A 23574-nucleotide genomic window follows, 5' to 3' on the forward strand; every position below is an offset into this window, starting at 1 on the left:
CCTCCATCCTTCGGGTATCGGGATGACGGGGCTATGGGCGTTCGAGAGTGACTATTCGGTCGATGGCTGAATTCGAGGGATCTACGGCATTGCGGCCATGACGCCTGGACCGCACGATACCGGTACCATGACCAACAATCCTGTTTCGACCCTCACCAGCCTTCGACCCGAATGCGTCAGGCGGGTCGCTCTCATCGCCGTCCCCGGCTTCGAACTGCTGGATGTGGCCGGCCCCTTGTCGCTGTTCGGGTCGGCCACTCACGACGGCGCCGTTGACGGTTCCCCCGCATACCAGTGCCACGTGATCGGCCTGAATTCCGGACCGGTCACCGCCAGCATCGGTGCCGCGCTGAACGCCGACACCGCGATCGGCGACGCCGATCCTGAAAGCTATGACACCGTCCTGGTGGCCGGCGGTGTTGGCGCTCGAGAGGTTGTTCCCGCCCCCAGTCTCCTGGCCTGGCTGCGCCGGGCCGTAGGCACCGTTCGGCGGGTGGGATCGGTGTGCACCGGCGCGTTCATCCTGGCGGAGGCCGGCGTGCTGGACGGACGGCGGGCAACCACGCACTGGCGCCACGCCGGCCATCTGGCAGCGGGGTACCTGGAAATCCGGGTCGAGCCCGACAGGATCTACGTCCAGGATGGCGGAATCTGGACCTCGGCCGGCGTGACGTCCGGCATGGACATGGCGCTGGCCATGATTGCCGATGACCTGGGCCGACGGGCCGCGTTGGAGCTGGCGAAATCCAAGGTCATGTACATGCACCGGCCCGGCGGACAGAGCCAGTTCAGCGCCGAGCTGGTGTTGCAGACCGCCGATGAGCCGCGGCTGGCCCGGCTGCAGGGCTGGATGTTCGAGAATCTGTCGTCGTCCCTGACCGTCGAGGAGTTGGCCGAGCGGGCCGCCATGAGTCCCCGCAACTTCAACCGGGTGTTCACCCGGTCGATCGGCGTCAGCCCGGCGCGGTTCGTGGAACGAGCCCGGGTCGATGCCGCCCGGCGACGGCTGGAAGGCAGCGGCAGCTCGATCGAAGCGGTTGCCCACGACACCGGTTTCGGCAACGCCGAGCGCATGCGCCGCAGTTTCCTGCGCCAGATCGGCATCGCGCCGTCCGACTACCGTCAACGCTTCGGCCCCCGCACCACGGAGATTGCATCATGAAGATCGGATTCCTGCTGTTCGATGGCCTGGAAGAACTCGACATGGTCGGTCCGTGGGAGGTGTTCACGATGGCCGGCAAGGCCAACCCTGATGCCGGGATCGAATGCATCACCATCTCCTCCGATGGCGGAACCGTGCGCTGCGCCAAGGGGCTGCAGATGATCGCCGATCACAGCTTCGCCGACGCACCGGCCATCGACATCCTGCTGGTGCCCGGCGGTCAGGGCACCCGGCGCGAGGTCGGCAACGCCGCCACCCTCGACTGGATCGCCGCGGTGGCCAAGAGCTGCACCTGGGTGACCTCGGTCTGCACCGGGTCGATGCTGCTGGCCGCCGCCGGCCCGGCCCGCGGCAAGCGCATCACCACCCACTGGGCCGCCGTCGAGATGGTGCGCAAGCGCGGCGAGGCCGGCGCCGTGCTGGATGATGTACGCTACGTCCGCGACGGCAACGTGGTCACTTCGGCCGGGGTTTCCGCCGGCATCGACATGGCCCTCTGGCTGGTTGGCGAAATCTGGGAGCCGGCCTTCGCCCGCAAGGTCCAGCGGCAGATGGAGTATGATCCAGCGCCGCCCTACGCCGCGGAGGTGTGACACGCCCGGTGTTCGACCAGTAAGCTGATCCGCATGGAACTGCGATCCGACATCACCTGCCCGCAGTGCGCGCATCGCGCGACCGAGGTCATGCCAACCAACGCCTGCCAGTGGTTCTACGACTGCAAAGGCTGCGGTGCGGTGCTGAAGCCGAAGGCCGGCGACTGCTGCGTGTTCTGCTCGTACGGGACGGTGCCGTGCCCGCCAGTTCAGACAGGCGGCGCCTGCTGCGGATGACGCTGACGGCCTGACCGCCGCTACCCCTCGGGCTGTTCCAGCGCTTCGCGCAGCGACGCTTCGTGGACCGAAAGTCCCGTGAACAGCCGGAACGCGTCGACACCCTGGTGAAAGAACAGCTCGTAGCCGGAGATCACCTCCGCGCCGCGGCGGCCCGCCTCGATGGTGAACTCGGTATCGCGCGGCGTGTAGACCGCATCGAATACCCAACGCGGCTCGCCCATGATGGTCCCCGGCACCGGGTTTCCGGGATAGCGGTACATCCCGATCGGGGTCGCGTTGACGATTCCGGCACAACCGTCCAGCGCGTCGGCGATATCGGCGCACGCCCGTACCGGCACCGCCTCGGTGGTCAGGTCCGACGCCAGTCGATCGGCCCTGGCCGCGTCGATGTCATAGACCCGGATCTCCTTCGCCCCGAGTTCACCGAGGCCGACAGCGATCGGACGCCCGACGCCGCCGGCACCGACCAGCGCGACCGGTCCGGGCAGTCCGTCGGCCATCTTCCGGCGATAGGCGGCAACGAAACCGCTGTGGTCGGTGTTGTGGCCGGCGACCGCCTTGCCATCGCGAAACAGCACGGTGTTGATTGCCCCGATCCGCTGCACGCGCGGGTCCTGGATCGGCACCAGCCGGGCGGCCCGCTCCTTGTAAGGATGCGTCACGTTCACGCCGGCCAGCCCATCGGCGGCGCATTGGGCCAGGGTGTCCTCGAAGGTCGTGTCCCGTCGTCCATCAAGGTCAAATCGGACGTAGCTCACCGAATGCCCAGCGATGCGGCCGGCCAACTCGTGCAAGCGCGGCGCCGACGACCGGCCGATGCCGTCGCCGATCAAGCCAAGGCGAAACTCCACGTCGTCCGTCACGCCGACCCTCCAATGCCCGGTACGCAAGCCACCTTACCGCACCCATACGCCTCGAATACGGACTGCATGTAGATGCTCAGACACCATCGCCTGGTTTCCAGTCGGGTTGAGCGTCATAAGCCGGCAATCGATCGTCCATGCGGTCCCACGACCGGCGCGAGCGGGCGAAGACCACCACCTGCGGCTCCAGGCGATCCGGGGCCTGCATCGTGCCAAGCGACACCGTCACGAACCCGGCCATTCCCGTGTTGCTGGCAAGCAGCGGGCTGCCGCAGGTGCCGCAGAACCGGCGCGTCACCGTGTTGCCCGCGGCCGACGGCATGGCGTAGGTCGAAACCACTCCCGAAAGGCGGACGTCCGCCTCGGCGAACATCGCACCGGTGGAATGCCCGGCTCCGCTGCCCCGCTGACAGTCAAGGCAATGGCAGTGGGCCACCACCACCGGCTCGCCGTCGATCTCGTAGGTGCACGCACCGCAGAGGCATTGCCCGGACCGCATGGCTATCCACCTCTCGCGTGCAATTCGGGAACCGGCCGGCGGCTCCTGTCACTCAGTCTTCGGCGGCACCCATTGCCAGGAACTTGTCCCGCCGCTCGATTCTGAGCTGTCCGCCGTCGCGTTTGGCAAGGTCATCGAGCGCCTCGCCGACCGCCTTGCCAAGCGAACTCAAGGCCACCTTGGGATTGCGGTGCGCTCCGCCCAGCGGCTCCGGCACGATGGCGTCGATCACGCCCAGCCGCTCCAAATCCTGCGCGGTCATCTTCAGCGCTTCGGCCGCGTCCTTGGTGTATTCACCCGACCGCCAGAGGATCGATGCACAGCCTTCCGGCGAGATCACCGAGTAGACCGCGTGTTCGAACATCAGCACCCGGTTTCCGACGGCGAGCGCGACCGCACCGCCTGATCCGCCTTCGCCGATGATCGTCGCAATCACCGGGACCCGCACCGCCAGACATGTCTCGATCGACCGCGCGATCGCCTCAGCCTGGCCGCGAGCCTCGGCATCGATACCCGGATAAGCCCCCGCCGTGTCGACGAAGGTGAGGATCGGCAGGCCGAACCGGTCGGCCATCTGCATCAGTCGACGTGCCTTGCGGTAGCCTTCGGGGCGCGCCATGCCGAAGCTGCGGCGCACCCGCTGCTCGGTGGTCGCCCCCTTTTCGGTACCGATGACCATCACCGACCGCCCCCGGAACCGGCCGATGCCACCGACGATCGCGGCGTCGTCGGCAAAGCTGCGGTCGCCCGCGAGCGGCTGGAAATCCTCGATGAGATGCCCGATCGCATCAAGCGCGTGCGGGCGGTCGGAATGCCGGGCAACCTGGACCTTCTGCCAGGCCGTCAGCTTCTGATACGTGGCGCGCAGCTGCCGCTCGACCTTGGCTTGCAGCTTCCCGACCTCGTCGGCAATGTTCATCTCGCCGGTGCCGGAAAGGTGCTTCAGCTCCTCGATTTTACCTTCGAGGTCGGCGATCGGCTTCTCGAAATCGAGAAAATGACGCATGTGCAGTGAGCCTCATCCAAAAGCGGCGGCACCATAACGGCGACACCCACCCCCTACAAGTCGGCACCCGAACTTAGACTAAGGGCCAGGGGGTGGTGTGTCTCGACCAACGTCCGCAGGCGTTCGGCCAGGACATGGGTATAGATCTGCGTGGTCGAGATGTCGGCGTGTCCCAGCATCTGCTGGACGCTGCGAAGATCGGCGCCATGATCCAGCAGGTGAGTGGCAAAAGCGTGGCGCAGGACGTGCGGCGATACCTTTGCCGGATCGATTCCCGCCAGAATCGCCGTTTCGTCGAGCAGTTGTCCAAACCGCCGTCGGGTCAGATGTCCCTGGGCCGAGCGCGACGGGAACAGGTGCGGCGACGTCTTCGTCGTCAGAAACACGCCGCGCACCGCCTTGTAGGCAGCGATGGCGTCCATCGCCGCCGCCGTCAGCGGCACCATCCGTTCCTTGCCGCCCTTGCCGCGCACGATCAGCACGTGGGGGTCGCGGGCAACCGCTGCGAACGGCAGGCCGACCAGTTCCGACACGCGAAGCCCGGTGGCGTACAGAACTTCGAGCAGGCAGATCAGCCGCAGTCCTTCGGGGCCGGGCCGGTCGCGCGCCGCATCGAGAAGAGCGTCGACCTCGGCTTCGGACAGGATCTTGGGCAGCGATCGTCCGCGGCGCGGCGCATCGAGCGTTGCGGAAGGATCATCGGCCCGCCGGCCTTCGGCGTACAGGAACCGGAAGAACTGCCGTTGCGCCGACAACCGTCGTGCTGCAGTGCGCGGCATCACTCCGTCGGCCTCGGCCGCCGCCAGATAGGCCCGCAGATCATCCACACTGGCAGTCTCAAGCGAGCCGCCGCGTCCGTTCAGCCAGAGTTCAGCGTGCATCAGGTCGCGACCGTAGGCATCGAGCGTGTTGCGAGCGGCGCCGCGCTCGGCCGCCATCATCTCCAGGAATGTCTCGATCGCCGATGTCCAGCCGCGCGGTGCTGCCTGACGCGCCATCTACAGGCCGTAGGCCACGGCTGCCTCTCCGGCGAGGTGACGGGCGTCATCCTCCAGGCCCAAACCGCGAAGCGCCATCACGACACCGGCAATCGCCGTCGGGTCGAGTTCTTCAAGCCGCACCTCGCCGAAGCCGGCGCAGGCCAGCATGATCGCCTCCGCCATGCGCCCGGCGGCGGCGGCGGCCGAAACGCCATTGCGGAACGCCGCGCTCGGGGTTTCGTACGGGCTGGTCGGCGGCCCGCCGGCCAACCCACGCCAAGCGTCCACGCCAACCGGCGCGCCCAGCGCATCCATCAGGGCGAGGGCTGCCGCGCCAAGGTTCGATGCGCCTTCCGGATCGATCTCGCGCAGTTCATCCCACCACGCCGCGACCGACGCTTCCCGGTAGGGTGCCAGGCGGTCGCCGCCACCGATCCAGGCGGCAACCCAGACCTGCCGATACATGGCGCCGGCGCTCGTGTTTCCAGCGTCGCCATGGGTCTGCAGCCAATCCATCCAAGGCCGGGCCTCCGGCGCCAATCCAGCAGCGACCAGCGCGCGAACCGCGTCCGGCGGCAGGTCGTCCGGCCCGGCGGCGACATCCAGTCGGCGGATCAGCGGTGCAAACACCCTCGCCGTCTGGCGCCACGACGATGCGTTCTCGGCAATCTCGAAGGCCTTGCGAACCGCGCGGGCTCGCTGCGCCGAATCGGGATTGATGTCGGCCGTCCGCCACAGCAGCGCGCGGGAGTAGGCGCTTGGATCGGCCTCGGCGGCCCGCAACGCTCCATCGACCGGTCCGGCCCGCACCGCCACCTCGGCGTACAGCGCGATCAATGCGTCAGTGGCCAGGGCGCCCGCCCGTTCCGCCTTCTCGGCCGCCGCCAGCCGTGCGGCGAACGGCGGGTCACCGATGCCGCGCGCGAGCGCCACCAGCACCGGCAGGGAGTCGATCGACATCACGTCGGGGTCGATCCGGGCCTTGGCGGCGATGGCCGCCGCCAGATGCACCGCGGTGGCCCCCGCCAATCGCTGGGGGCCGCCTGTGCGCCCGGCGACCGCGCCCTGCACCAGTTCCTGCAGCAGAGCGTCATGCTCGCCGACCTCGCTGAGCACCCGAGCACCGAATTCGGCCTTCGCCGTGTCGCCGCGCCACAGCTCGCACACCACGCCAACCTTGAGCCAGTAGCGATCGTCGGCCCGGGTCGACATCGCCTCGTGATACCGGCAGGCCGTAGCCTGATCCGCGACCGCCAGCGCACGCTCCGCCAGGACGCGGGCAATCTCCGGTTCATCGTCCCGCCCGGGGGCAACCAACGCCAAGGCGGCAAGCTCATCGAGGGCGCCCATGGCCAGCAAGCGCTCGGCACGAGCCGCCAGAAGCGCTCCTTCGGTCGGCAGGTCAGCCGGTGCCGGTCCCGAGGACAGCAGCAGACGGCGCTGGAGATCGCGCAGGGCCCGGCTGTCAGGCGCGGCCGGCAGCAACGCGACCAGACGAAGCGCGATCGGTCCGGGCGTTCCTGCCCACAGATCCGTGCGCAGCCCGCCGCTGTCCGGCGTCAGCGATCCGGCGGCGTCGACGGTCAGTCGCTTCAGACCCTCGATCCGGATTGAGCCATCCGCCGTGGTTCGGGGGGCCGCACGTTCCGGGATCGGCTGAAGCACCGGCGGAGGGGCCGGCGGCGTCACCAGCGTATCGTTACCGGGGGAAAGCGGCGTCGGCGGTCCCAGCAGGATCGGGCCGCGCGTCTGGGCTTGGGGCATGTTCGGATCGACGAGCGCCGAGGCAACGAGCAATCCGAGTCCGACGAGCAGGCGCATACCGTTTCTACTTCGGCAGGCGGTCATTCGGGATCACTTTCTGGACGGGCGCGGTCGGCGGCGGAATATCCCAGGTCATCAGGAACGCGGCACCGCCCCCGAAAAGCAGGACCAGGACTACCAGCAGGACGGCGAGAAAACGCATGGCCAAAGGCCTATCCGGTGAACAGTTCCGCACAACGACGGGCCCGAAGCCCTGCCGGCCGAGCCCAGTATGGCGACCGCCGCGAAGCGTGTGGTACCGTCGGACTATGGCGCGACCACGGCACTGTACCGATCGAGGGAATCCGACGCAACGCGAGGCGAAACCGCCGCGCTCTGCGGGTGATCTCCCATGAACTCGGCCAGCGAAGCCCGGATGGACGCACCCGAATCGAGCCCGGCGGCCGTGATCTCGCCGCCACACGTCACCCGATTGCCGAGAACCCTGGTCCTGGTTGGCCTGATGGGAGCCGGCAAGAGCAGCATCGGACGGCGCCTGGCCCAGCGCTTCGGCGTCGACTTCCTGGATGCCGACGTCGAGATCGAGACCGCTGCCGGGCGCACCATTCCCGAAATCTTCGAGGAACTTGGCGAAGCCGCGTTCCGGGACGGCGAGCGGCGCGTGATCCGACGATTGCTGGAGGACCGCACGCCCCATGTCCTGGCCACCGGGGGCGGCGCCTTCATGGCTGCCGATACCCGCGCGGTCGTGCGGGAAAAGGGTATGTCGTTGTGGCTGAAGGCGGATATCGACACGCTTTACGAACGGGTATCCCGGCGTTCCAACCGCCCGCTGCTCAAGACAGCCGATCCGAAAGAGACGCTGCGCGGCCTGATGGCCGTCCGCTACCCGGTCTATGCCGAAGCCGACATCCTGGTCGAAACCCGTCGGGTTCCCATTGAGACGACCGTCGATAAGGTCTATCAGGCAGTGATCGCGCATCTGAACCAGTGAAGCCTGTCGCACCATGAGTGCTGTCGAGATCGTCCAGGTCGACCTCGCCGACCGCCGCTACGCCATTCACGTCGGTGCCGGGCTGCTGAATCGCGCCGGTGACGCGCTGGCCGATCTGGTGTCGGGCCGCAAGGTCGCAGTCGTCGCCGACGAGACCGTGGCGGCCCTTCATCTGCCCGCGTTGATCCAGTCGCTGCGAGGCGTCGCGTCCGTCGTTCACACCCTGACGGTGCCTTCGGGCGAGTCGGCGAAGTCGATGGACGGCGTCGCCGACCTGCTGGACCGCCTGCTCGCCCTCGGCATCGACCGTCGGACCGTCGTGATCGCCCTCGGCGGCGGGGTGACCGGCGACCTTGCAGGATTCGCGGCGGCAATCGCCCTGCGCGGCCTCGATTTCATTCAGATCCCGACCACCCTGCTGGCCCAGGTCGACAGCTCGGTCGGCGGCAAGACCGGCGTCAACACCCGGTACGGCAAGAACCTGATCGGCGCCTTTCACCAGCCGCGCCGCGTCCTGATCGACACCGACGTCCTCGACACGCTGCCGCGCCGTGAGCTGCTGGCCGGGTATGCCGAGGTGGTGAAGTACGGTGCGATCGGCGACCTGCAGTTCTTCGAATGGCTTGAAGCCAACGGAGGCCGCCTGGTCGACGGCGATGCCGATGCGCAGCGCCATGCGATTGTCGCGTCCTGCCGCGCCAAGGCCGCGGTAGTGGCCGCCGACGAGCGCGAGATGGCCAACGGCCCGCGCGCGCTGCTCAATTTCGGCCACACCTTCGGTCATGCGCTGGAAGCCATGGCCGGCTACGATGGGACCCTGCTGCACGGCGAAGGCGTGGCGGCCGGCATGGTGCTGGCGGCCCGCCTGTCGGCCCGCCTGGGACCGTGCACCGGCCAGGATGCCGGACGGCTCGCGGCCCACCTGGCGGCCGTGGGATTGCCGACGGAACTCGACCAGGTCGACGGACGGCGGCAATGGACCGCCGAACAGTTGCTCGGCCACATGACCAAGGACAAGAAAGCGCGCGACGGACGGATCGTGTTCGTTCTGCTCGATCAGCTGGGCCGGGCCGTGGTGCGCGACGACGTCGACAGTTCGACGGTGCGCACCCTGCTCGATCGATCGCAAGCCGCCTGAAAGGGATCGCAGAGCCGGCCCCATGGACATCCATCTCGCCCTCACCATCGGTAGCATCTTCATCCTGCTGCTGCTGTCCGGCTTCTTCTCCGGATCGGAGACCGCGCTGACCGCCGCCAGCGAGGCGCGGCTGTCGCAGCTGGCCCGCAAAGGCAATGAAGCCGCCGAGACGGTGATCGCCCTGAAGCAGCGCAGCGACCGGATGATCGGCGCCATCCTGATCGGCAACAACGTCGTCAACATCTTCGCTTCGGCACTTGCCACCAGCACCCTGATCTCGCTGTTCGGCGAAAGCGGCGTCGCCATGGCGACGATCGGCATGACCGTCGTGGTGGTGATCTTCGGCGAGGTTCTGCCGAAGACCTTCGCGATCAACCGGCCCGATCAGACCGCCGTGGCCGTCGGCCCGGTGATCCGCGCGCTGGTCTGGGTCCTGACGCCACTGTCGATCGCCGTGCAGATGCTGGTCACCGGGGTTCTGCGGTTGTGCGGCGTTTCGGTCAACGCCGGCCTCGGCCATGACGAACGCGAGGAGGAGCTGCGCGGGCTGATCGAGATGCACGCCGACGGCGGCGCCGAGGTCGAGCACGAGCGCGCAATGCTCCGCAGCATCCTCGACCTCGCGGACGTCGAGGTGTCGGAGATCATGACCCACCGGCGCAACGTGCGGATGCTGGACGCCGACGCCCCGCTCGCCGAGCTGCTGGAACAGGTGCTGGACAGCCCATTCACCCGCATCCCGTTGTACAAGGGCGAGTCCGACAACATCGTCGGGATCCTGCACGTAAAGGCACTGCTGCGCGCCATCCGTGCGCATGGCGGATCGGCTCCGGAAGACCTGAAGATCCTGGAGATCGCCAACGACCCGTGGTTCATCCCGGACACGTCGACCCTGCTCGACCAGTTGCAGGCGTTCCGCGAACGCCGCGAGCATTTCGCCCTGGTCGTCGACGAGTACGGCAGCTTCATGGGCGTGGTGACGCTCGAGGATATTCTGGAGGAGATCGTCGGCGACATCCTGGACGAGCACGACGTCGCGGTTGCCGGCGTGCGGGTGCAGACCGACGGGTCGGTGGTGGTCAACGGAACGGTGACGCTGCGCGACCTCAATCGCGAGTTCGGCTGGACCCTTCCCGATGAAGAGGCGTCCACCATCGCCGGGCTGGTGCTGCACGAAGCAAGGCGGATTCCCGATGTCGGCCAGGAATTCATGTTCTACGGATTCCGCTTCAGGATCCTGCGACGGCAACGCAACCAGATCACCCTGCTGCGGCTCACCTCGCTGGACAACACGGCGAGCGCATGAGATTCGGTCCGACCGACCGCCGACCTATCCGCGACGGAGACCCACGATGCCGCTGAGCCCTCCCGCCGAGCGCGAGCTTTCCCACGACCGGACCATCGTCTGCCGCGGCTGGCGGCGAGCCGATGGGCACTGGGACATCGAGGGACATATGGTCGACACCAAGTCCTACGGCTTTCCGAACGAGTACCGCGGCTTCATCGAACCGGGCCGACCGATCCACGACATGTGGCTGCGCCTGACGATCGACCGCGACATGACCGTGGTCGCGGTCGAGGCCGTGACCGATGCCGGGCCATTCCCGATCTGCCCGGACATCACACCCAACTTCCAGCGGCTGGTCGGACTGGCGATCGGTGGCGGCTGGCGGCGGGCGGTACGCGAGCGCCTGGGCGGGGCCGAAGGCTGCACTCATCTGGTCGAACTGCTGGCACCGATGGCGACCACCGCCTACCAGACCATCTTCGGCGAGCGATCGAGGGAGCGCCGCGAGGCCGAGATGCGCGGCGACGCCCCGGCTCCCGAGAACCCGGACCGCAAACCCGCGTTGCTGAACTCGTGCCACGCGTTCGCCGAGACCAGCCCGGTGGTCGCCAAGATCTGGCCGAACTGGCATCGCTCTCCGGACACTGAACCGGCAGAGTCTTCGACAACCCGCTGAACAGGACCGGCCGGACTAACCCTCAGCGGGCCAGTGCAGATCCGCCGCTTCGGTTCGTTCGGCCAGCTGCGGATCGGCAACCCGGCCCGGCCGGCGCCCGATTTCGGCATCCAGGACCCGCAGCGCCAACGACGCATGTCCACTGGCCTCTTCGCCGCCATATCGGCGAACCATGTGCCGAAAGTAGCTGACGATGAACACCCGGGTCGCCGACGTCAGGCCAGCCTTGCGACGGCGAAGGTCGATCTGCGTGCACAGGTTGTTGATCGTCATTCCTTCCAGACGGGAAATGCTCTCAAGAGCATCCCACATCTGAGGCTCAAGCCGCATGCTGGTGCGCCGGTTTCCCACCGTGACGTTCCGGCTTTCCAAGATCGACGATTTGTCATCCGGCGCGAACAAATGCAGCCTCGTTATTCTGTTATGGCGAGAACTCTACAGAACATTCTCTCGCATCGTTATCGATATCACAGGCATAAGTTGATTGCAACCAATAAATGTTTTGTATTGTAGTAGACTATTTTTGGTTGCTCGCATCGTCATCAGGCGTCGCCGGCACGTTCAACGACAGCGCCAACGCGTGCACCCGGTCATTCAGTTCGTCGGCCAGCACGGCGTTCACGAGGCGGTGACGCTCGATCCTGGACGTACCGGCAAAGGCGGCCGATGTCATGGTGACGCGGAAGTGAGTCTGCCCTCCCGGCCGCGCGCCGGAGTGACCGGCATGCTTGTGCGATTCATCCTCGACTTCGAGGCTCTGGGGAGCGAATGCCTCCGTCAGCTTCGCAATCATCGTTTCTTTCATGTTCATCCTCTGGACTTTCTGCAATGCGCCGCTAGGTTCGATCAGGATGGGAGCGGCTGCTCCGGCATGTTTCCCGCCCCCGCTCTCGGCAGTTAAGATGGTCGCTCCCATGGCGAAGGCCAATCCGGAACGTCTGATGTCCGACCGCCTTGATGCGCAATCCTCCTTGCAGGCTTGCGAGCATCCGGGCTGCGCGGAGCTCGGCGAATACCGTGCGCCACGCTCGCGGGACCGGCTCGGCGACTACTACTGGTTCTGCCTTGAGCACGTGCGCGAGTACAATAAGGCCTGGAACTATTACGCCGGCATGAGCGATGTCGAGGTCGAAGCCGATCTGCGGCGATCGACGACCTGGGACCGGCCGACCTGGCGCTTCGGGGCAGGTGACCGGGCCGCGCGCAGCCAGGCTTTCCACCGTGTCCGCGACCCGTTCAATTTCCTTGACGAGGATGGGAGCAACGATCCCCGGCAAGGCGGTCCAGCCCGGCCGTCATCGTATTCTCCCGAGGGCAAAGCCTTCGCGATCATGGCGCTGGAGCCTCCGCTGACCCTCGAACAACTGAAGCGCCGGTACAAGGAACTGGTCAAAAAACATCACCCCGACGCCAACGGCGGCGACCGCGATGCCGAGGAACGGTTGAAAAGTATCAACGACGCCTATACGACTTTGCGTCGGTTCCTCGGCTGAGCTGTCCCTGACGCGCTGGCCTCTATCCCCTACAGGAATTCGTCCATGGCGAACGACACGACTCTCGAGCGCAAATCCGCACATCCTCTGGGCAAGCCGGACACCACCGTCTCGGCCCGCGAGTTGTTCGGACTCGACATCGACATGCAGGTTCCCGCGTTCTCGGAACCGAGCGAGTACGTCCCGATCCGGGACGACGCCTACCTGTTCGATCACGACACGACGTTGGCCATCCTGGCCGGCTTCGCGCGCAACCGCCGCGTCATGATCCAGGGCTATCACGGAACCGGCAAGTCGACCCACATCGAGCAGGTTGCGGCCCGGCTGAACTGGCCGTGCATCCGGGTGAACCTGGACAGCCATGTCAGCCGCATCGACCTGATCGGCAAGGACGCGTTCGTGGTCCGTGACGGCAAGCAGGTAACCGAGTTCCGCGAAGGCATCCTGCCCTGGGCGCTGCAGAACCCGGTCGCGCTGGTGTTTGACGAATACGATGCCGGCCGCGCCGACGTGATGTTCGTGATCCAGCGCGTGCTGGAAGTCGACGGCAAGCTCACCCTTCTGGACACCAACAAGGTCATCCAGCCGCACGGCGCGTTCCGCCTGTTCTCGACGGCGAACACCGTGGGACTCGGCGACACCACCGGCCTGTATCACGGCACCCAGCAGATCAACCAGGGTCAGATGGACCGCTGGAACGTGGTCACCACGCTGAACTACCTGCCGCACGACGCCGAGGTGGACATCGTTCTGGCCAAGTGCCCGACCTACCAGAGCGCCGAACGCCGCGATATCGTGTCCCGGATGGTCACCTGCGCGGATTTGACGCGGGCAGGCTTCATGGCGGGCGATATCTCGACGGTCATGTCGCCGCGCACGGTCATCACCTGGGCCGAGAATGCCGACATCTTCGCCGGGGATCTGAAGCTGGCGTTCCGGCTGACGTTCCTGAACAAGTGCGACGAGGTCGAGCGGTCGATCGTGGCCGAATATTACCAGCGCTGCTTCGGCGACGAGGTCACCAAGACCGGTGTGAAGGCGGCGGAATAGCGGTTTCGGCAAGGCGTCATGCGCAGCAACAGCACCAACAAGGCCCCGGACGACACCGCGTTTGAGGATTTCAAACGGGCGACCGCGGCCTGCCTGCGCGCGATTTCCGGCGAGCCGGAAGTCGAGGTCACCTATGGCGCCGAGCACGCGACGCTGGCCGGCAATCGCGCCCGGCTCCCGGCGCCACCCAAGGACATGGATCCGGCTGACCTGGCGCGCCTGCGCGGTGAGTCCGACGCGATGGCCCTGCGCCTGAAGCACCACGACGACGCCGTCCACAACCGCCGGGGTCCGCAGAGCCAAGCCGCCCGCGAGGTCTTCGACGCGGTCGAACAGGCCCGCATCGAGGCCATCGGCTCCCGCGCCATGGCCGGGGTCGCCAGCAACCTCGGTGCGGTGCTCGACGAGCAGTACCGCCGCAAGGGCCTGGAGCGGGCGGAGAAGGACGACATTTCGCTGGTCGACGTCGTTCGGCTGATGACCCGGGAGGCGTTGACCGGAGCTCCCCCTCCGGAGTGCGCGCAGCGCGTGATCGATCTGTGGCGGCCGTGGATCGAGAGCAAGGTCGGCCACGACCTCAAGGAACTCGACCGGCATCTGGACGACCAGGACGCCTTTGCGAAAGCCTCGCGCCAGCTGATCGCCGATCTCGACCTGGAGATCGGTGAGGAAGGCATGTCCGAGGACGACGCCAGCGACGCCGACGGCGAGGACGAAGGCGGCGACGTCGACGAGACCAGTGACGGCGGCACCCGCGGCACCTCCGAGGACGGCTCCGACACCGAGACCATTCCATCCGACATGCAGGCCGGCGACGAGAGCGCCGACGGCGACGAGGCGGAGGAGATGGACCTGGAGCCCGGTTCGGGCGACGAGGATCCGGCCAACCCCGGCTCGCCGGTCCATCCGAACATGGACGGCCGCAACTGGCAGGACACCGCCTACCGGCCGTTCACCACCGAGTTCGACGAGGTCGTCGAAGCCGATACCCTGTGCGATCCGGACGAGCTGAACCGCCTGCGCATGCTGCTCGACCAGCAGCTCTCGCACTTGCAGGGCGTGATCGGGCGGCTGGCCAACCGGCTGCAGCGCCGCCTGATGGCCCAGCAGAACCGTTCCTGGGACTTCGACCTGGACGAGGGCATCCTGGACGCCGGCCGGTTGTCCCGCGTCGTTACCGCTCCGCTGTTCCCGCTGTCCTACAAGATGGAGAAGGACACCGAGTTCCGCGACACGGTGGTCACCCTGCTGATCGACAATTCCGGGTCGATGCGCGGCCGGCCGATCACCATAGCGGCGATCTGCGCCGACATCATGGCGCGCACGCTGGAGCGCTGCGGCGTGAAGGTTGAGATCCTCGGCTTTACCACCCGCGCCTGGAAGGGCGGCTCCGCCCGCGAGCGTTGGATCTCCTCCGGCAAGCCGGCAAACCCCGGCCGCCTGAACGACCTGCGCCATATCATCTACAAGCCGGCCGACGCCCCGTGGCGGCGTGCCCGAAAGTCGCTGGGCCTGATGCTGCGCGAGGGCATCCTGAAGGAAAACATCGACGGCGAGGCGCTGAACTGGGCGCACAACCGTCTGCTGGCCCGCACCGAGGAGCGGCGCATCCTGATGGTGATTTCCGACGGTGCACCGGTCGACGACTCGACCCTGTCGGTGAACCCCGGCAACTACCTCGAGAAGCACCTGCGCGACATCATCAAGTACATCGAGACCCGCTCGCCGGTCGAACTGGTAGCGGTTGGCATCGGGCACGACGTCACCCGCTACTACCGCCGGGCCGTCACCATCGTCGACGCCGAGCAGCTCGGCGGCACGATGATGGAGCAGCTCGCCGCGCTGTTCGACGAGAAGGACAACGCGAAGACCCGCGCCAGTGGACGCGGCGCAGGCGCCCGGGCCGGCGCGCGCTAGCGCTTTCAGCTGTAACGCGAGTTCGGCTACCCTGCGCTCCCACGCTCAGGGAGTGCCGTGATGTCCCGCCTGTTCCGAATCCTTGCCGTTTCCATTGCCGCTGCTTTCTGGCTCGCTGGGCCGCTGGCTGCCGAACCGGCCAAGCTGGTGATTCTGCATCTCAACGACTGGGACCGGATCGATGCCGTCGACGGGGCCGGCGGGGCCGGCCGTATCGCCGCCGTCATCAAGGACGAGAAGGCCAAGGCGGCGGCCACGGGCGCCACGGTGATCGTGACGTTCGGCGGCGACATGATCTCGCCGTCGCTGCTCTCCGGGATCGACAAGGGTGCCGCCATGATCGATCTGGCGAACACCGTCGGCCTCGACTACGCCACCCTGGGCAACCACGAGTTCGACTTCGGTCCCGAGGTTCTGAAGGCCCGCATCGCGGAGTCCAGGTTCCGCTGGCTGGCGGGCAACGTGGCCCTGAACGGCCGGGCCGGGTTCCCGGGAGCCGTGGACGCCGCCGTCGTCGAGGTTGGCGGTTTCAAGATCGGGTTTCTCGGCCTGACGACGCCGGACACGCCGCTGGTCTCCAGCCCCGGCCCGGACGTGACGTTCGAGGCCTACGCCAGCGCCGGGGCCCGGATCGCCAAGGCCCTGAAGGACCAGGGCGCCGACATGGTGATCGCCCTCAGCCACGAGGAATACACCGGCGACCTGGCGCTGATGCAGGCGGTTCCAGCCATCGATCTGGTGCTCGGCGGCCACGACCACCTTGCCCTCACCCACTACGATGGCCAGCACGCGGTCTTCAAGGCCGGGTCGCAGGGTACCTTCGTCGGTCGGTTGGCCCTGACGATCGACCGGGTCGAAGGTCGCGGCGGCCCGAAGGTCGTCTGGAAGCCGGACTTCGCGCAGGTCCACACGTTCAACGTCACGCCCGATCCGGCCGTTCAGGCCAAGGTCGACGCCTATCTGGCCAAGCTGGATACCGATCTCGGGCAGCCGATCGGGACGACGACCACCGAACTGGATTCGCGCCGCGCGACCGTGCGCAACGGCGAGGCGACCATCGGAAACCTGTTCGCCGATGCCATGCGGTCAGCCGTCTCCGCCGATGTCGCGATCATCAACGGCGGCGGGATTCGCGGCGACGTGACCTACCCGGCCGGCAGCCAGTTGACCCGCAAGATGGTTTTCACCGAACTGCCGTTCGGCAACCGGACCGCCAAGCTGCAGATGACCGGCGCCGATATTCTGGCCGCGCTGGAGAATGGTGTCAGCCAGGTCGAGCAAGGCGCGGGAAGGTTTCCCCAGGTGTCCGGCCTCCGCTTCGCCTATGCGGTCGGCAAGGCGGCGGGATCCCGGGTCAGCGACGTCACGATCGGCGGCAAGCCGCTCGATCCGGCCGCGACCTACACCGTCGCCACCAACGACTTCATGGCGCGCGGCGGCGACGGCTACGCAACGTTCGCGACCGCGAAGACCCTGATTGACGACCGGGCGGCAAAGCTGATGGCCAGCCAGATCATGGATCACATCGTGGCGGCCGGCACGGTTTCACCCACGCTCGAAGGTCGCAGCCGACGTTTGGACTGATGCGGCGAAACGGTCTTTTCGACCGGCGGTCCTGCGCTAAGGTTGCGGCCTTGCCTCAATGACCACCCAACGATACCAGGAGGAAATGTCCATGCTGTTCGACGTGCGCAAGTACACGTGCCGGCCGGGCACCATCGCCAAGCATCTGGCGCTCTACGAGAAGATGGGCAAAGCCCCGCAGGCCAAGCATCTGGGCCAGCCTGTCCTGTACGCCAAGTGCGAGACCGGCGACCCGAATGTCTACATCCACATCTGGGCCTACGAGAGCGCCGGTGACCGCGAGAAGAAGCGCGGCGCGATGCAGGCCGATCCGGACTGGATCGCCTACACCCAGGAGAGCGCCAAGCTCGGCGCGCTCGAAAAGCAGGAGAACGCCCTGTTCAACGACGTGAGCTTCTATCCGTTCAAGCGTTGATCCATACCGTTCCGCGGTGCGCCATCATCCACCGCCGTGCCGCAGATAGCGGGTCGGCGATGCACCAAGGGCGCGGCGGAACATCGCGATGAACGCGCTCGGGCTCTCGTAGCCGAGATCGAGCGCCACGGCGGTGACTGACTCACCGCCGGCCAACCGCTCCAGCGCCGCCAGCAGCCGGCGGCGCTGGCGCCAGCGGCCGAATGTCAGGCCGGTTTCCCGCCGGAACAGACGGGCCAGCGTCCGGTCGCTCGCTCCCACCGACCGTCCCCACGCCTCAAGGTCGCGCCCGTCGGCGGGCGATGCGATCAACGCCTCGGCTACGGCCAGCGGGCGACGGTCGCGCGGCAGCGGCAGGTCGAGCGGGGCCAGCGGCAACCCCGCCAACTCGTCCGCCAGCACCGCGACCAACCGGGATTCCGGACCGTCGTCGGGATAGTTTTCAGGCAGTTGGACCACCCGTGCGATCAGTTCGCGCACCAGCGCCGGCACCCGCACCACCTGGCACCGCGGGCCGATCGGGACCGGGGAATCGGCTCGAAGATACAGCGTCCGCATCGCCACCGGGCCGGCGGCACGGACCTCGTGGACCACCTCCGGCGGCACCCAGACGGCGTACCCGGGCGGCACCACCCAGGCACCGTCGTCGGTCCGGACCGTCATCACCCCCTTCTCTGCGTGCACGAGTTGGGCGCGGTCGTGGGCGTGCCGCCCGGTGCTGTGGCCGGCATGGTAGTCCACCGCGTAGCCGACGATCGCCTTCGGCCAGCGCTGCCGCTCCTCAACAGCCGGATCCCGGCTTCGCATGGTTTGTCCGCTTTTCAACATTGATTGGCATTCTGTCGAAGGACGGAAGGACTGACGGGAGGCATCATCCCTCCGTATCGAGGGAGAAGTCCATGCGTCTCAACACCCGCTTCCTGTTCCTGAACGCCGGCCACGCGGTCGATCATCTGATGATGCTCGTGTTCCCGACGGCTGCCGTCTTCATGGCCGCCGAACTCGACGCAACCTATGGCGAGTTGCTGTTCCTTTCGACCGCCGGGTTCATCGCCTTCGGCGCATGCTCGTTGCCGGCCGGTTGGCTGGCCGACCGCTGGAGTCGGGAAGCGATGATCGCGCTGTTCTTCATCGGGATCGGCTGCGCCGCGGCGCTGACCGGGCTGGCGGACGGGCGCCTGCAGATCGCCGCCGGCCTGCTGGCGATCGGGGTGTTTGCGGCGATCTATCATCCGGTCGGCATTGCCATGGTCAGCCAGGGCGGTGGTGCGGTGGGCCGGCGGCTCGGCATCAACGGGGTGTGGGGCAACATGGGCGTGGCCGCGGCCCCGCTGCTCACGGCCTTCCTGTGCGAGGCCTATGGCTGGCGCGCCGCCTTCCTGGTGCCCAGCGTGCTCTGCGTGACGATCGGCGGGCTTTGGCTGCTGCACTGCCGCAGCAATGCCGGCCGCGCCGAGACCGCCGCCGGCACCGCCGCCCGCAAGGCCAACACTCAACCCAGCCTGCAGTGGAAGCGGATCCTCGCGATCGTGTTCTTCGCCACCGCCGTCGGCGGGTTCATCTTCAACGCCACCACCATCGCCCTGCCGAAGATCTTCGACGAGCGGGTAATGGCCCTGACGGAGGGTGCGTCGCGGGCTGGCGGGCTGATCGCCATGGTGTTTGCGGCCGCCGCCTTCACCCAGGTCCTGGTCGGCCACCTGATCGACCGCTACTAGATCCGGCTGGTGTTCCTGGTGCTCACGATTGGAGACATCGCGGTCTTCATCCTGGCTTCCAACGCCACCGGCTCGGTGATGATCGGCGTGGCCCTGGCCATGATGATGCTGGTGTTCGGCCAGATCCCCATCACCGACACCCTGGTGGCGCGGAACACACCGGAGCACTGGCGGGCACGTGCCTACTCGGTGAAGTACGTGCTGTCCTTCGTGGTTGCCGCCACCGTGGTGCCGGTCATCTCGCGCCTGCATGGCTCTACCGCCGGCGACGGCTTCACCACCCTGTTCCTGATCTGTGCGGCGTGCGCCACCGCCATCGCATTCGCGGTGGCCTTGCTCCCGTCTCCCAGGCCGGCTGTTGCCATCACAGCGGGAGAATAGCGCCCGCCACGCCATCCGATTAACGACCCGTTAACGTCTCAACCGATACGCTTGCCGACGGTGAGGTCGTTTCTGGCGCGGCGGATACGTCATGGCAGTGCTATCAGGCGAAGATGAGGACGCACGGCTCGCTGCCCTGCGAGCGCTTCAGGTGCTTGATACCCTGCCGGAAGCCGCGTTCGACCAGCTTTGCCAGCTGGCGGCCCGAACCTGCCGCAGCCCGATGGCGTTCATCAGTCTGGTTGATGCCGAGCGGGTTTGGTTCAAGTCGGCCTTCGGTGTCGAAGGCGTGCGCGAGATGCCGCGCCACCGATCCTTCTGCAGCCACGCGATCACCGAGCGCGGTGTCCTGGAGATCGAAGACACCTGGGCGGACCCCGTGTTCGTCGAGAGTCCACTGGTCACCGGGCCGCCACACACCCGGTTCTATGCCGGGGCGCCGCTGATCCTGCGCAGCGGCTATCGGGTCGGCACCCTGTGCGTGCTTGGCGATCGGCCGGGGAGGCTCGACGATGACCAGCGCGCCTCGCTGGTCGACCTGTCCCAGATCGCGACCCGTTTCCTGGAATCCCGCCAGATCACCGTCGACGCCGTGTCGGACCTGGCGCGCGCCAAGATGGCCGCCGAGATGGCCGACCGCGCCAAGAGCGAGTTCCTGGCGCATATGAGCCACGAGTTGCGTACACCGTTGAACGCCGTTATCGGGTTCGCGGATATGCTGAGGCTCCAGTTGCACGGCCCGATGCTTCCGCAGTACCTGGATTCGGTCGAGACGATCGCCACCAGCGGGCGTCACCTGCTGGATCTCATCAACGACCTGCTCGACCTGGCCCGCATCGAGGCCGGCGCAATCGAACTGCAGACCGAGCCGGTCGAACTGGCAGCCCTGGCGCATGCCACCGCCCGGATGCTGGAACCGCTGGCCGACGGACGCGGCGTCGGGATGCGCATCGAAGGCCGGCGCGGCCCGCGGGTACAGGTTGATCGCCGGGCGATACAGCAGGTGCTGATCAACATCGTCGGCAATGCCATCAAGTTCGGCCCGGAGAACAGCGAGATCGTCGTGGCGTTTGCCGACGGCGATCCAGTGGAGATCCGTGTCCGCGACGAGGGCCCGGGAATGACGCTGCGCCAGATCGAACGGGCCATGCAGCCCTATGGCCGCGCCCAGATCGAGCCCAGCCATACCTCACCATCGAACGGCGGCACCGGACTTGGGCTGCCGATCGCGCATCGGCTGGTCGAGTTGCACAACGGCCGGCTGCGGATCGACAGCACGCCCGGTGGTGGGACGACGGTGGTCATCTCCCTGCCGAAGAACCAGCCAGCACCACGGCAGCCCAGCTGACCTGCTGCGACTAGAGAATCTTACCAGGGTTCATGACGTTCGTCGGGTCGATCGCCGCCTTGACCGACCGCATCAGCGTCAGGCGCGACGGCGCGGCGTAGCGCGCCAGGTCCTTGCGTTTCTGCGCACCGATACCATGCTCGGCCGAAAAACTGCCGCCCATCTCGGCGATCAGTTCGTTCAACTGATGCACCAGGTGGCCGTTGCGCTGCGTCCAGGCACCGCCATCCATCGCCAGCGGCCGCAGGATCAGATAGTGGATGTTGCCGTCGCCCATATGCCCGAAGGTATTCAGGCGCAGATCCGGTTCCTCGGCACGCAGCATCGCCTCGGCCCGGCTGAGGAACGTGGCGACCTGGCTGACCGGGACCGACACGTCGCAGGACACGCCACCGCCTTCACGCCGGCCGGCCTCGGCCTGCTCCTCGCGTATACGCCACAGGGCCGCGCGCTGTGTCTCGCTTTCAGCGATCACCCCGTCGGTCACCCGCCCCTGCTCCATCGCCTCGGCCAGGATTGCCTCGAGCTTGGCGCGCAGATCGTCGATCGGTGAGGCGGTCGCCAGTTCGACCAGGACGTACCAGGGCGACGAAGCCTCCAGAGGATCGGCGATGCCCTCGATGTGACGGATCGCCAGGTCCAGGCACATCCGCGGCATCAACTCGTAGGCCAGGACCGTGTCGCCGGACAGCTCCCGGGCACGGGCCAGCAGCGCCTGGGCGGCCGCCGGGTCCGGAACGGCCAGCAGCGCGGTCTCGCGGCCGCGCGGTGCGGGCATCAGGCGCATCGCCGCCGCCGTGATGATCCCGAGTGTCCCCTCGGCTCCGATGAAAAGGTGCTTCAGGTCGTAGCCGGTGTTGTTCTTGCGCAGCGTGTTCAGCCCGTCGAACACCGTGCCGTCCGGCAGCACCACTTCCAGGCCCAGGACCTGTTCACGGGCATTGCCGTAGCGGATGGTCTGGTTGCCGCCGGCATTGGTGGACAGCGTGCCGCCGATCGTCGAACTGCCCTCCGAGGCGAGAGACAGCGGGAACAACCGGTCGGCCGCGGCAGCCGCATCCTGGACGGCTTTGACGACGCATCCGGCTTCGGCCACCAGCGCGAAGTTATCCGCGTCGAGGGTTCGCACCCGGGTCATTCGGTCCAGCGACAGCACCACCGCCGGTCGGTTTTCGGTCGGGATCGACCCCAGCACCAAACCGGTGTTGCCGCCCTGCGGCACGATCGCGATGCCGGCCTCGGCACAAACCCGGACCACCGAGGACACTTCCTCCGTCGACGACGGCCGCGCCACCAGGACCGCCTCGCCGACGTCGCGTCCGCGCCAGTCGGTACGGTACTTCAGGGTGTCGGACGAGTCCTCCAGCCACCCCTTGGACCCAAGCGCGTCCTTGATGCGCGCCACGGCTTCGGCGACCACCGACGGCGGCGTGTGCTGGTTCACGAGCGTTCTCCCGGGCGGATAGCTGTCAGGCAAAGGTCCGACCCGGAGTGTGCCGCCGGACGGCAGGGCCCGGCAAGTCCGTGCTGCACCGAGTGTCGTGCCGCGCCGGGCGGTGACGCGGGCGCCAATCCCTGCTCTGATCGACCCCATCGTATGCGATATCGGACGGAGAGTACCGTGATCGAACTGAAGAACGTTGCCCTGGACCGGTTGCGCGCCGGCGATCTGGCGCTGGGCGTCGGCCTGCGCCAGGCCCGCACCGTCGACATTGCCAAGGCGATGCGTACCGCCGGGTTCGACTGGCTGTTCATCGACATGGAGCACAACTCCATGGACCTGGATACCGCCGTGCAGATTTGCGTGGCCGCCCAGGACGCGGGGATCACACCGATCGTTCGGGTACCAGGGTACGAGTCGTTCCACGCCACCCGTGTGCTCGATGGCGGCGCCCAGGGCATCGTCGTCCCGCATGTTGACGACGCGGCGACCGCCGCCCGCATGGTCAGCCAATGCCGATACCCGCCGGTCGGCCACCGATCGGTCACCGGCAGCCTGCCGCAACTCGACTTCCAGACCCATCCGATGGGCGAGGCGACTGAGACAATCAATCGCGAAACCCTGTTGGTCGTGATGCTGGAATCCCCGACAGCGATCGCCAACGCCGAGGAGATCGCCGCCGTCCCCGGCGTCGACGCGCTGTTGATCGGAACCAGCGACTTGAGCATGGAGATGGGCATTCCCGGCCAGGTCGGACATCCCGACATCACCGCCGCCTATGAGCGCGTCGTGGCTGCCTGCAAGACGCATGGCAAGCACCCGGGCATGGGTGGTGTCTACGACCCGGCACTGATGCAGCGCTACATCGGCATCGGCGCCCGGTTCATCCTGGGCGGCAACGACCTGCCTCTGCTGATGGCGGCGGCCAGCGAGCGCACCAAGATTCTGCGTGCCATGCTGTAGACCCGGCATCGCTTGACGCAGGCGGGCGCACCGCCTCGAATGCCGATCGAACCTGGACCAG

26 protein-coding genes are annotated in these 23574 nt (G+C 67.1%); 16 read left to right on the forward strand and 10 right to left on the reverse strand.

Annotated features, from left to right (window positions below; all coding sequences use genetic code 11):
- Window positions 1–127: 127 nt before the first annotated feature.
- Genes RIC54_RS15995 through RIC54_RS16005 form a run of 3 tightly spaced genes read left to right on the forward strand, consistent with a single transcriptional unit; the run spans window position 128 to window position 1992 of the window.
- Window positions 128–1162 carry a GlxA family transcriptional regulator gene (locus tag RIC54_RS15995; protein ID WP_350089989.1) on the forward strand — a complete coding sequence of 345 codons (1035 nt, stop codon included), beginning with the start codon at window positions 128–130 and terminating at the stop codon, window positions 1160–1162.
- Window positions 1159–1755 (forward strand): DJ-1/PfpI family protein, encoded by a 597-nt coding sequence (locus tag RIC54_RS16000; RefSeq protein WP_350089992.1) that lies wholly within the window; start codon window positions 1159–1161, stop codon window positions 1753–1755. The genes RIC54_RS15995 and RIC54_RS16000 overlap by 4 nt, the downstream gene beginning before the upstream one ends.
- Before the next feature lie 33 nt (window positions 1756–1788).
- On the forward strand, window positions 1789–1992 hold the full coding sequence (locus tag RIC54_RS16005) for a GDCCVxC domain-containing (seleno)protein (RefSeq protein ID WP_350089995.1): 204 nt from the start codon (window positions 1789–1791) through the stop codon (window positions 1990–1992).
- A gap of 20 nt (window positions 1993–2012) precedes the next feature.
- On the opposite strand, the gene RIC54_RS16010 is transcribed toward RIC54_RS16005, so the two are convergent.
- The 6 genes from RIC54_RS16010 to RIC54_RS16035 all read right to left on the reverse strand — a co-directional run bounded on the left by RIC54_RS16010 (window position 2013) and on the right by RIC54_RS16035 (window position 7309).
- Window positions 2013–2858 (reverse strand): shikimate dehydrogenase family protein, encoded by an 846-nt coding sequence (locus RIC54_RS16010; protein ID WP_350089998.1) that lies wholly within the window; start codon window positions 2856–2858, stop codon window positions 2013–2015.
- A gap of 76 nt (window positions 2859–2934) precedes the next feature.
- Complete coding sequence (locus tag RIC54_RS16015) at window positions 2935–3357, reverse strand: GFA family protein (RefSeq protein ID WP_350090001.1); 423 nt, start codon at window positions 3355–3357, stop codon at window positions 2935–2937.
- A gap of 52 nt (window positions 3358–3409) precedes the next feature.
- Window positions 3410–4363, reverse strand: a complete 954-nt coding sequence (locus RIC54_RS16020; protein ID WP_350090004.1) for an acetyl-CoA carboxylase carboxyltransferase subunit alpha — start codon at window positions 4361–4363, stop codon at window positions 3410–3412.
- Between the two features lie 53 nt (window positions 4364–4416).
- On the reverse strand, window positions 4417–5361 hold the full coding sequence (gene xerD, locus RIC54_RS16025; RefSeq protein ID WP_350090007.1) for a site-specific tyrosine recombinase XerD: 945 nt from the start codon (window positions 5359–5361) through the stop codon (window positions 4417–4419).
- Window positions 5362–7164 carry a hypothetical protein gene (locus RIC54_RS16030; protein ID WP_350090010.1) on the reverse strand — a complete coding sequence of 601 codons (1803 nt, stop codon included), beginning with the start codon at window positions 7162–7164 and terminating at the stop codon, window positions 5362–5364. It lies immediately after the preceding gene.
- A gap of 7 nt (window positions 7165–7171) precedes the next feature.
- Window positions 7172–7309 (reverse strand): hypothetical protein, encoded by a 138-nt coding sequence (locus tag RIC54_RS16035; RefSeq protein WP_323792992.1) that lies wholly within the window; start codon window positions 7307–7309, stop codon window positions 7172–7174.
- Between the two features lie 213 nt (window positions 7310–7522).
- On the opposite strand from RIC54_RS16035, the gene RIC54_RS16040 reads away from it, so the two are divergent.
- The 4 genes from RIC54_RS16040 to RIC54_RS16055 are packed head-to-tail and all read left to right on the forward strand — an operon-like array spanning window position 7523 to window position 11203.
- Complete coding sequence (locus RIC54_RS16040) at window positions 7523–8101, forward strand: shikimate kinase (protein ID WP_502989670.1); 579 nt, start codon at window positions 7523–7525, stop codon at window positions 8099–8101.
- A 13-nt stretch (window positions 8102–8114) separates the two neighbouring features.
- Window positions 8115–9239 (forward strand): 3-dehydroquinate synthase, encoded by a 1125-nt coding sequence (gene aroB, locus RIC54_RS16045; protein ID WP_350090017.1) that lies wholly within the window; start codon window positions 8115–8117, stop codon window positions 9237–9239.
- A 22-nt stretch (window positions 9240–9261) separates the two neighbouring features.
- Window positions 9262–10545, forward strand: a complete 1284-nt coding sequence (locus RIC54_RS16050) for an HlyC/CorC family transporter (protein WP_350090020.1) — start codon at window positions 9262–9264, stop codon at window positions 10543–10545.
- A gap of 46 nt (window positions 10546–10591) precedes the next feature.
- Window positions 10592–11203, forward strand: a complete 612-nt coding sequence (locus RIC54_RS16055; protein ID WP_350090023.1) for a DUF2889 domain-containing protein — start codon at window positions 10592–10594, stop codon at window positions 11201–11203.
- Window positions 11204–11218: 15 nt separating this feature from the next.
- Here RIC54_RS16055 and RIC54_RS16060 read toward each other — a convergent pair whose 3' ends face one another.
- Together RIC54_RS16060 and RIC54_RS16065 are read right to left on the reverse strand one after the other, a co-directional pair.
- Window positions 11219–11605, reverse strand: coding sequence for a ribbon-helix-helix domain-containing protein (locus RIC54_RS16060; protein ID WP_350090026.1), 387 nt, complete (start codon window positions 11603–11605; stop codon window positions 11219–11221).
- Between the two features lie 115 nt (window positions 11606–11720).
- Complete coding sequence (locus RIC54_RS16065) at window positions 11721–12119, reverse strand: BolA family protein (RefSeq protein WP_350090029.1); 399 nt, start codon at window positions 12117–12119, stop codon at window positions 11721–11723.
- Between RIC54_RS16065 and RIC54_RS16070 the strand changes: the two genes are divergently transcribed.
- From RIC54_RS16070 to RIC54_RS16090, 5 genes are read left to right on the forward strand one after another with little or no spacing between them, the layout of a single operon-like run.
- Complete coding sequence (locus RIC54_RS16070; protein ID WP_350090032.1) at window positions 12118–12696, forward strand: J domain-containing protein; 579 nt, start codon at window positions 12118–12120, stop codon at window positions 12694–12696. The two genes, RIC54_RS16065 and RIC54_RS16070, sit on opposite strands and share 2 nt — an antisense overlap.
- 45 nt (window positions 12697–12741) lie before the next feature.
- Entirely contained in the window at window positions 12742–13746 is a 1005-nt protein-coding gene (gene cobS / locus RIC54_RS16075) for a cobaltochelatase subunit CobS (protein ID WP_350151193.1), read from the forward strand.
- 18 nt (window positions 13747–13764) lie between these two features.
- On the forward strand, window positions 13765–15663 hold the full coding sequence (gene cobT / locus RIC54_RS16080) for a cobaltochelatase subunit CobT (protein WP_350090038.1): 1899 nt from the start codon (window positions 13765–13767) through the stop codon (window positions 15661–15663).
- 60 nt (window positions 15664–15723) lie between these two features.
- The gene (locus tag RIC54_RS16085) at window positions 15724–17247 is read left to right on the forward strand and encodes a bifunctional metallophosphatase/5'-nucleotidase (RefSeq protein WP_350090041.1); all 1524 of its coding nucleotides are present in this window, start codon (window positions 15724–15726) and stop codon (window positions 17245–17247) included.
- A 58-nt stretch (window positions 17248–17305) separates the two neighbouring features.
- Window positions 17306–17662, forward strand: coding sequence for an NIPSNAP family protein (locus tag RIC54_RS16090; protein ID WP_350090044.1), 357 nt, complete (start codon window positions 17306–17308; stop codon window positions 17660–17662).
- A 24-nt stretch (window positions 17663–17686) separates the two neighbouring features.
- Here RIC54_RS16090 and RIC54_RS16095 read toward each other — a convergent pair whose 3' ends face one another.
- Complete coding sequence (locus tag RIC54_RS16095; protein ID WP_350090047.1) at window positions 17687–18469, reverse strand: AraC family transcriptional regulator; 783 nt, start codon at window positions 18467–18469, stop codon at window positions 17687–17689.
- Window positions 18470–18561: 92 nt separating this feature from the next.
- On the opposite strand from RIC54_RS16095, the gene RIC54_RS16100 reads away from it, so the two are divergent.
- From RIC54_RS16100 to RIC54_RS16110, 3 genes are all read left to right on the forward strand, one after another.
- Complete coding sequence (locus tag RIC54_RS16100; RefSeq protein WP_350151195.1) at window positions 18562–19380, forward strand: MFS transporter; 819 nt, start codon at window positions 18562–18564, stop codon at window positions 19378–19380.
- A 9-nt stretch (window positions 19381–19389) separates the two neighbouring features.
- On the forward strand, window positions 19390–19761 hold the full coding sequence (locus RIC54_RS16105; RefSeq protein WP_350151197.1) for a hypothetical protein: 372 nt from the start codon (window positions 19390–19392) through the stop codon (window positions 19759–19761).
- Between the two features lie 91 nt (window positions 19762–19852).
- Window positions 19853–21109, forward strand: a complete 1257-nt coding sequence (locus RIC54_RS16110) for a GAF domain-containing sensor histidine kinase (protein WP_350090053.1) — start codon at window positions 19853–19855, stop codon at window positions 21107–21109.
- Between the two features lie 10 nt (window positions 21110–21119).
- On the opposite strand, the gene RIC54_RS16115 is transcribed toward RIC54_RS16110, so the two are convergent.
- A complete protein-coding gene (locus RIC54_RS16115) occupies window positions 21120–22553 on the reverse strand; it encodes an FAD-binding oxidoreductase (RefSeq protein WP_350090056.1) in 1434 nt (477 codons plus the stop codon).
- Between the two features lie 177 nt (window positions 22554–22730).
- Here RIC54_RS16115 and RIC54_RS16120 point away from each other — a divergent pair, with 177 nt between their 5' ends.
- Window positions 22731–23513, forward strand: coding sequence for an HpcH/HpaI aldolase family protein (locus RIC54_RS16120; protein ID WP_350090059.1), 783 nt, complete (start codon window positions 22731–22733; stop codon window positions 23511–23513).
- Window positions 23514–23574: the final 61 nt, after the last annotated feature.

Source organism: Thalassobaculum sp. (assembly GCF_040219215.1).
In the GTDB taxonomy this organism is placed as follows: Bacteria; Pseudomonadota; Alphaproteobacteria; order Thalassobaculales; family Thalassobaculaceae; genus Thalassobaculum_A.

Bases quoted from the DNA above. Each gene is read 5' to 3' on its own strand.
- RIC54_RS16100 (WP_350151195.1), top strand. From the start codon at position 18,562: ATGCGTCTCAACACCCGCTTCCTGTTCCTGAACGCCGGCCACGCGGTC.
- RIC54_RS16035 (WP_323792992.1), bottom strand. From the start codon at position 7,309: ATGCGTTTTCTCGCCGTCCTGCTGGTAGTCCTGGTCCTGCTTTTCGGG.
- RIC54_RS16090 (WP_350090044.1), top strand. From the start codon at position 17,306: ATGACCACCCAACGATACCAGGAGGAAATGTCCATGCTGTTCGACGTG.
- RIC54_RS16040 (WP_502989670.1), top strand. From the start codon at position 7,523: ATGGACGCACCCGAATCGAGCCCGGCGGCCGTGATCTCGCCGCCACAC.
- RIC54_RS16065 (WP_350090029.1), bottom strand. From the start codon at position 12,119: ATGGGAGCGACCATCTTAACTGCCGAGAGCGGGGGCGGGAAACATGCC.
- RIC54_RS16015 (WP_350090001.1), bottom strand. From the start codon at position 3,357: ATGCGGTCCGGGCAATGCCTCTGCGGTGCGTGCACCTACGAGATCGAC.
- RIC54_RS16000 (WP_350089992.1), top strand. From the start codon at position 1,159: ATGAAGATCGGATTCCTGCTGTTCGATGGCCTGGAAGAACTCGACATG.
- aroB (WP_350090017.1), top strand. From the start codon at position 8,115: ATGAGTGCTGTCGAGATCGTCCAGGTCGACCTCGCCGACCGCCGCTAC.
- RIC54_RS16020 (WP_350090004.1), bottom strand. From the start codon at position 4,363: ATGCGTCATTTTCTCGATTTCGAGAAGCCGATCGCCGACCTCGAAGGT.
- RIC54_RS16085 (WP_350090041.1), top strand. From the start codon at position 15,724: ATGTCCCGCCTGTTCCGAATCCTTGCCGTTTCCATTGCCGCTGCTTTC.
- cobS (WP_350151193.1), top strand. From the start codon at position 12,742: ATGGCGAACGACACGACTCTCGAGCGCAAATCCGCACATCCTCTGGGC.
- cobT (WP_350090038.1), top strand. From the start codon at position 13,765: ATGCGCAGCAACAGCACCAACAAGGCCCCGGACGACACCGCGTTTGAG.
- RIC54_RS16070 (WP_350090032.1), top strand. From the start codon at position 12,118: ATGGCGAAGGCCAATCCGGAACGTCTGATGTCCGACCGCCTTGATGCG.
- RIC54_RS16055 (WP_350090023.1), top strand. From the start codon at position 10,592: ATGCCGCTGAGCCCTCCCGCCGAGCGCGAGCTTTCCCACGACCGGACC.
- RIC54_RS15995 (WP_350089989.1), top strand. From the start codon at position 128: ATGACCAACAATCCTGTTTCGACCCTCACCAGCCTTCGACCCGAATGC.
- RIC54_RS16050 (WP_350090020.1), top strand. From the start codon at position 9,262: ATGGACATCCATCTCGCCCTCACCATCGGTAGCATCTTCATCCTGCTG.
- xerD (WP_350090007.1), bottom strand. From the start codon at position 5,361: ATGGCGCGTCAGGCAGCACCGCGCGGCTGGACATCGGCGATCGAGACA.
- RIC54_RS16110 (WP_350090053.1), top strand. From the start codon at position 19,853: ATGGCAGTGCTATCAGGCGAAGATGAGGACGCACGGCTCGCTGCCCTG.
- RIC54_RS16030 (WP_350090010.1), bottom strand. From the start codon at position 7,164: ATGCGCCTGCTCGTCGGACTCGGATTGCTCGTTGCCTCGGCGCTCGTC.
- RIC54_RS16005 (WP_350089995.1), top strand. From the start codon at position 1,789: ATGGAACTGCGATCCGACATCACCTGCCCGCAGTGCGCGCATCGCGCG.
- RIC54_RS16095 (WP_350090047.1), bottom strand. From the start codon at position 18,469: ATGCGAAGCCGGGATCCGGCTGTTGAGGAGCGGCAGCGCTGGCCGAAG.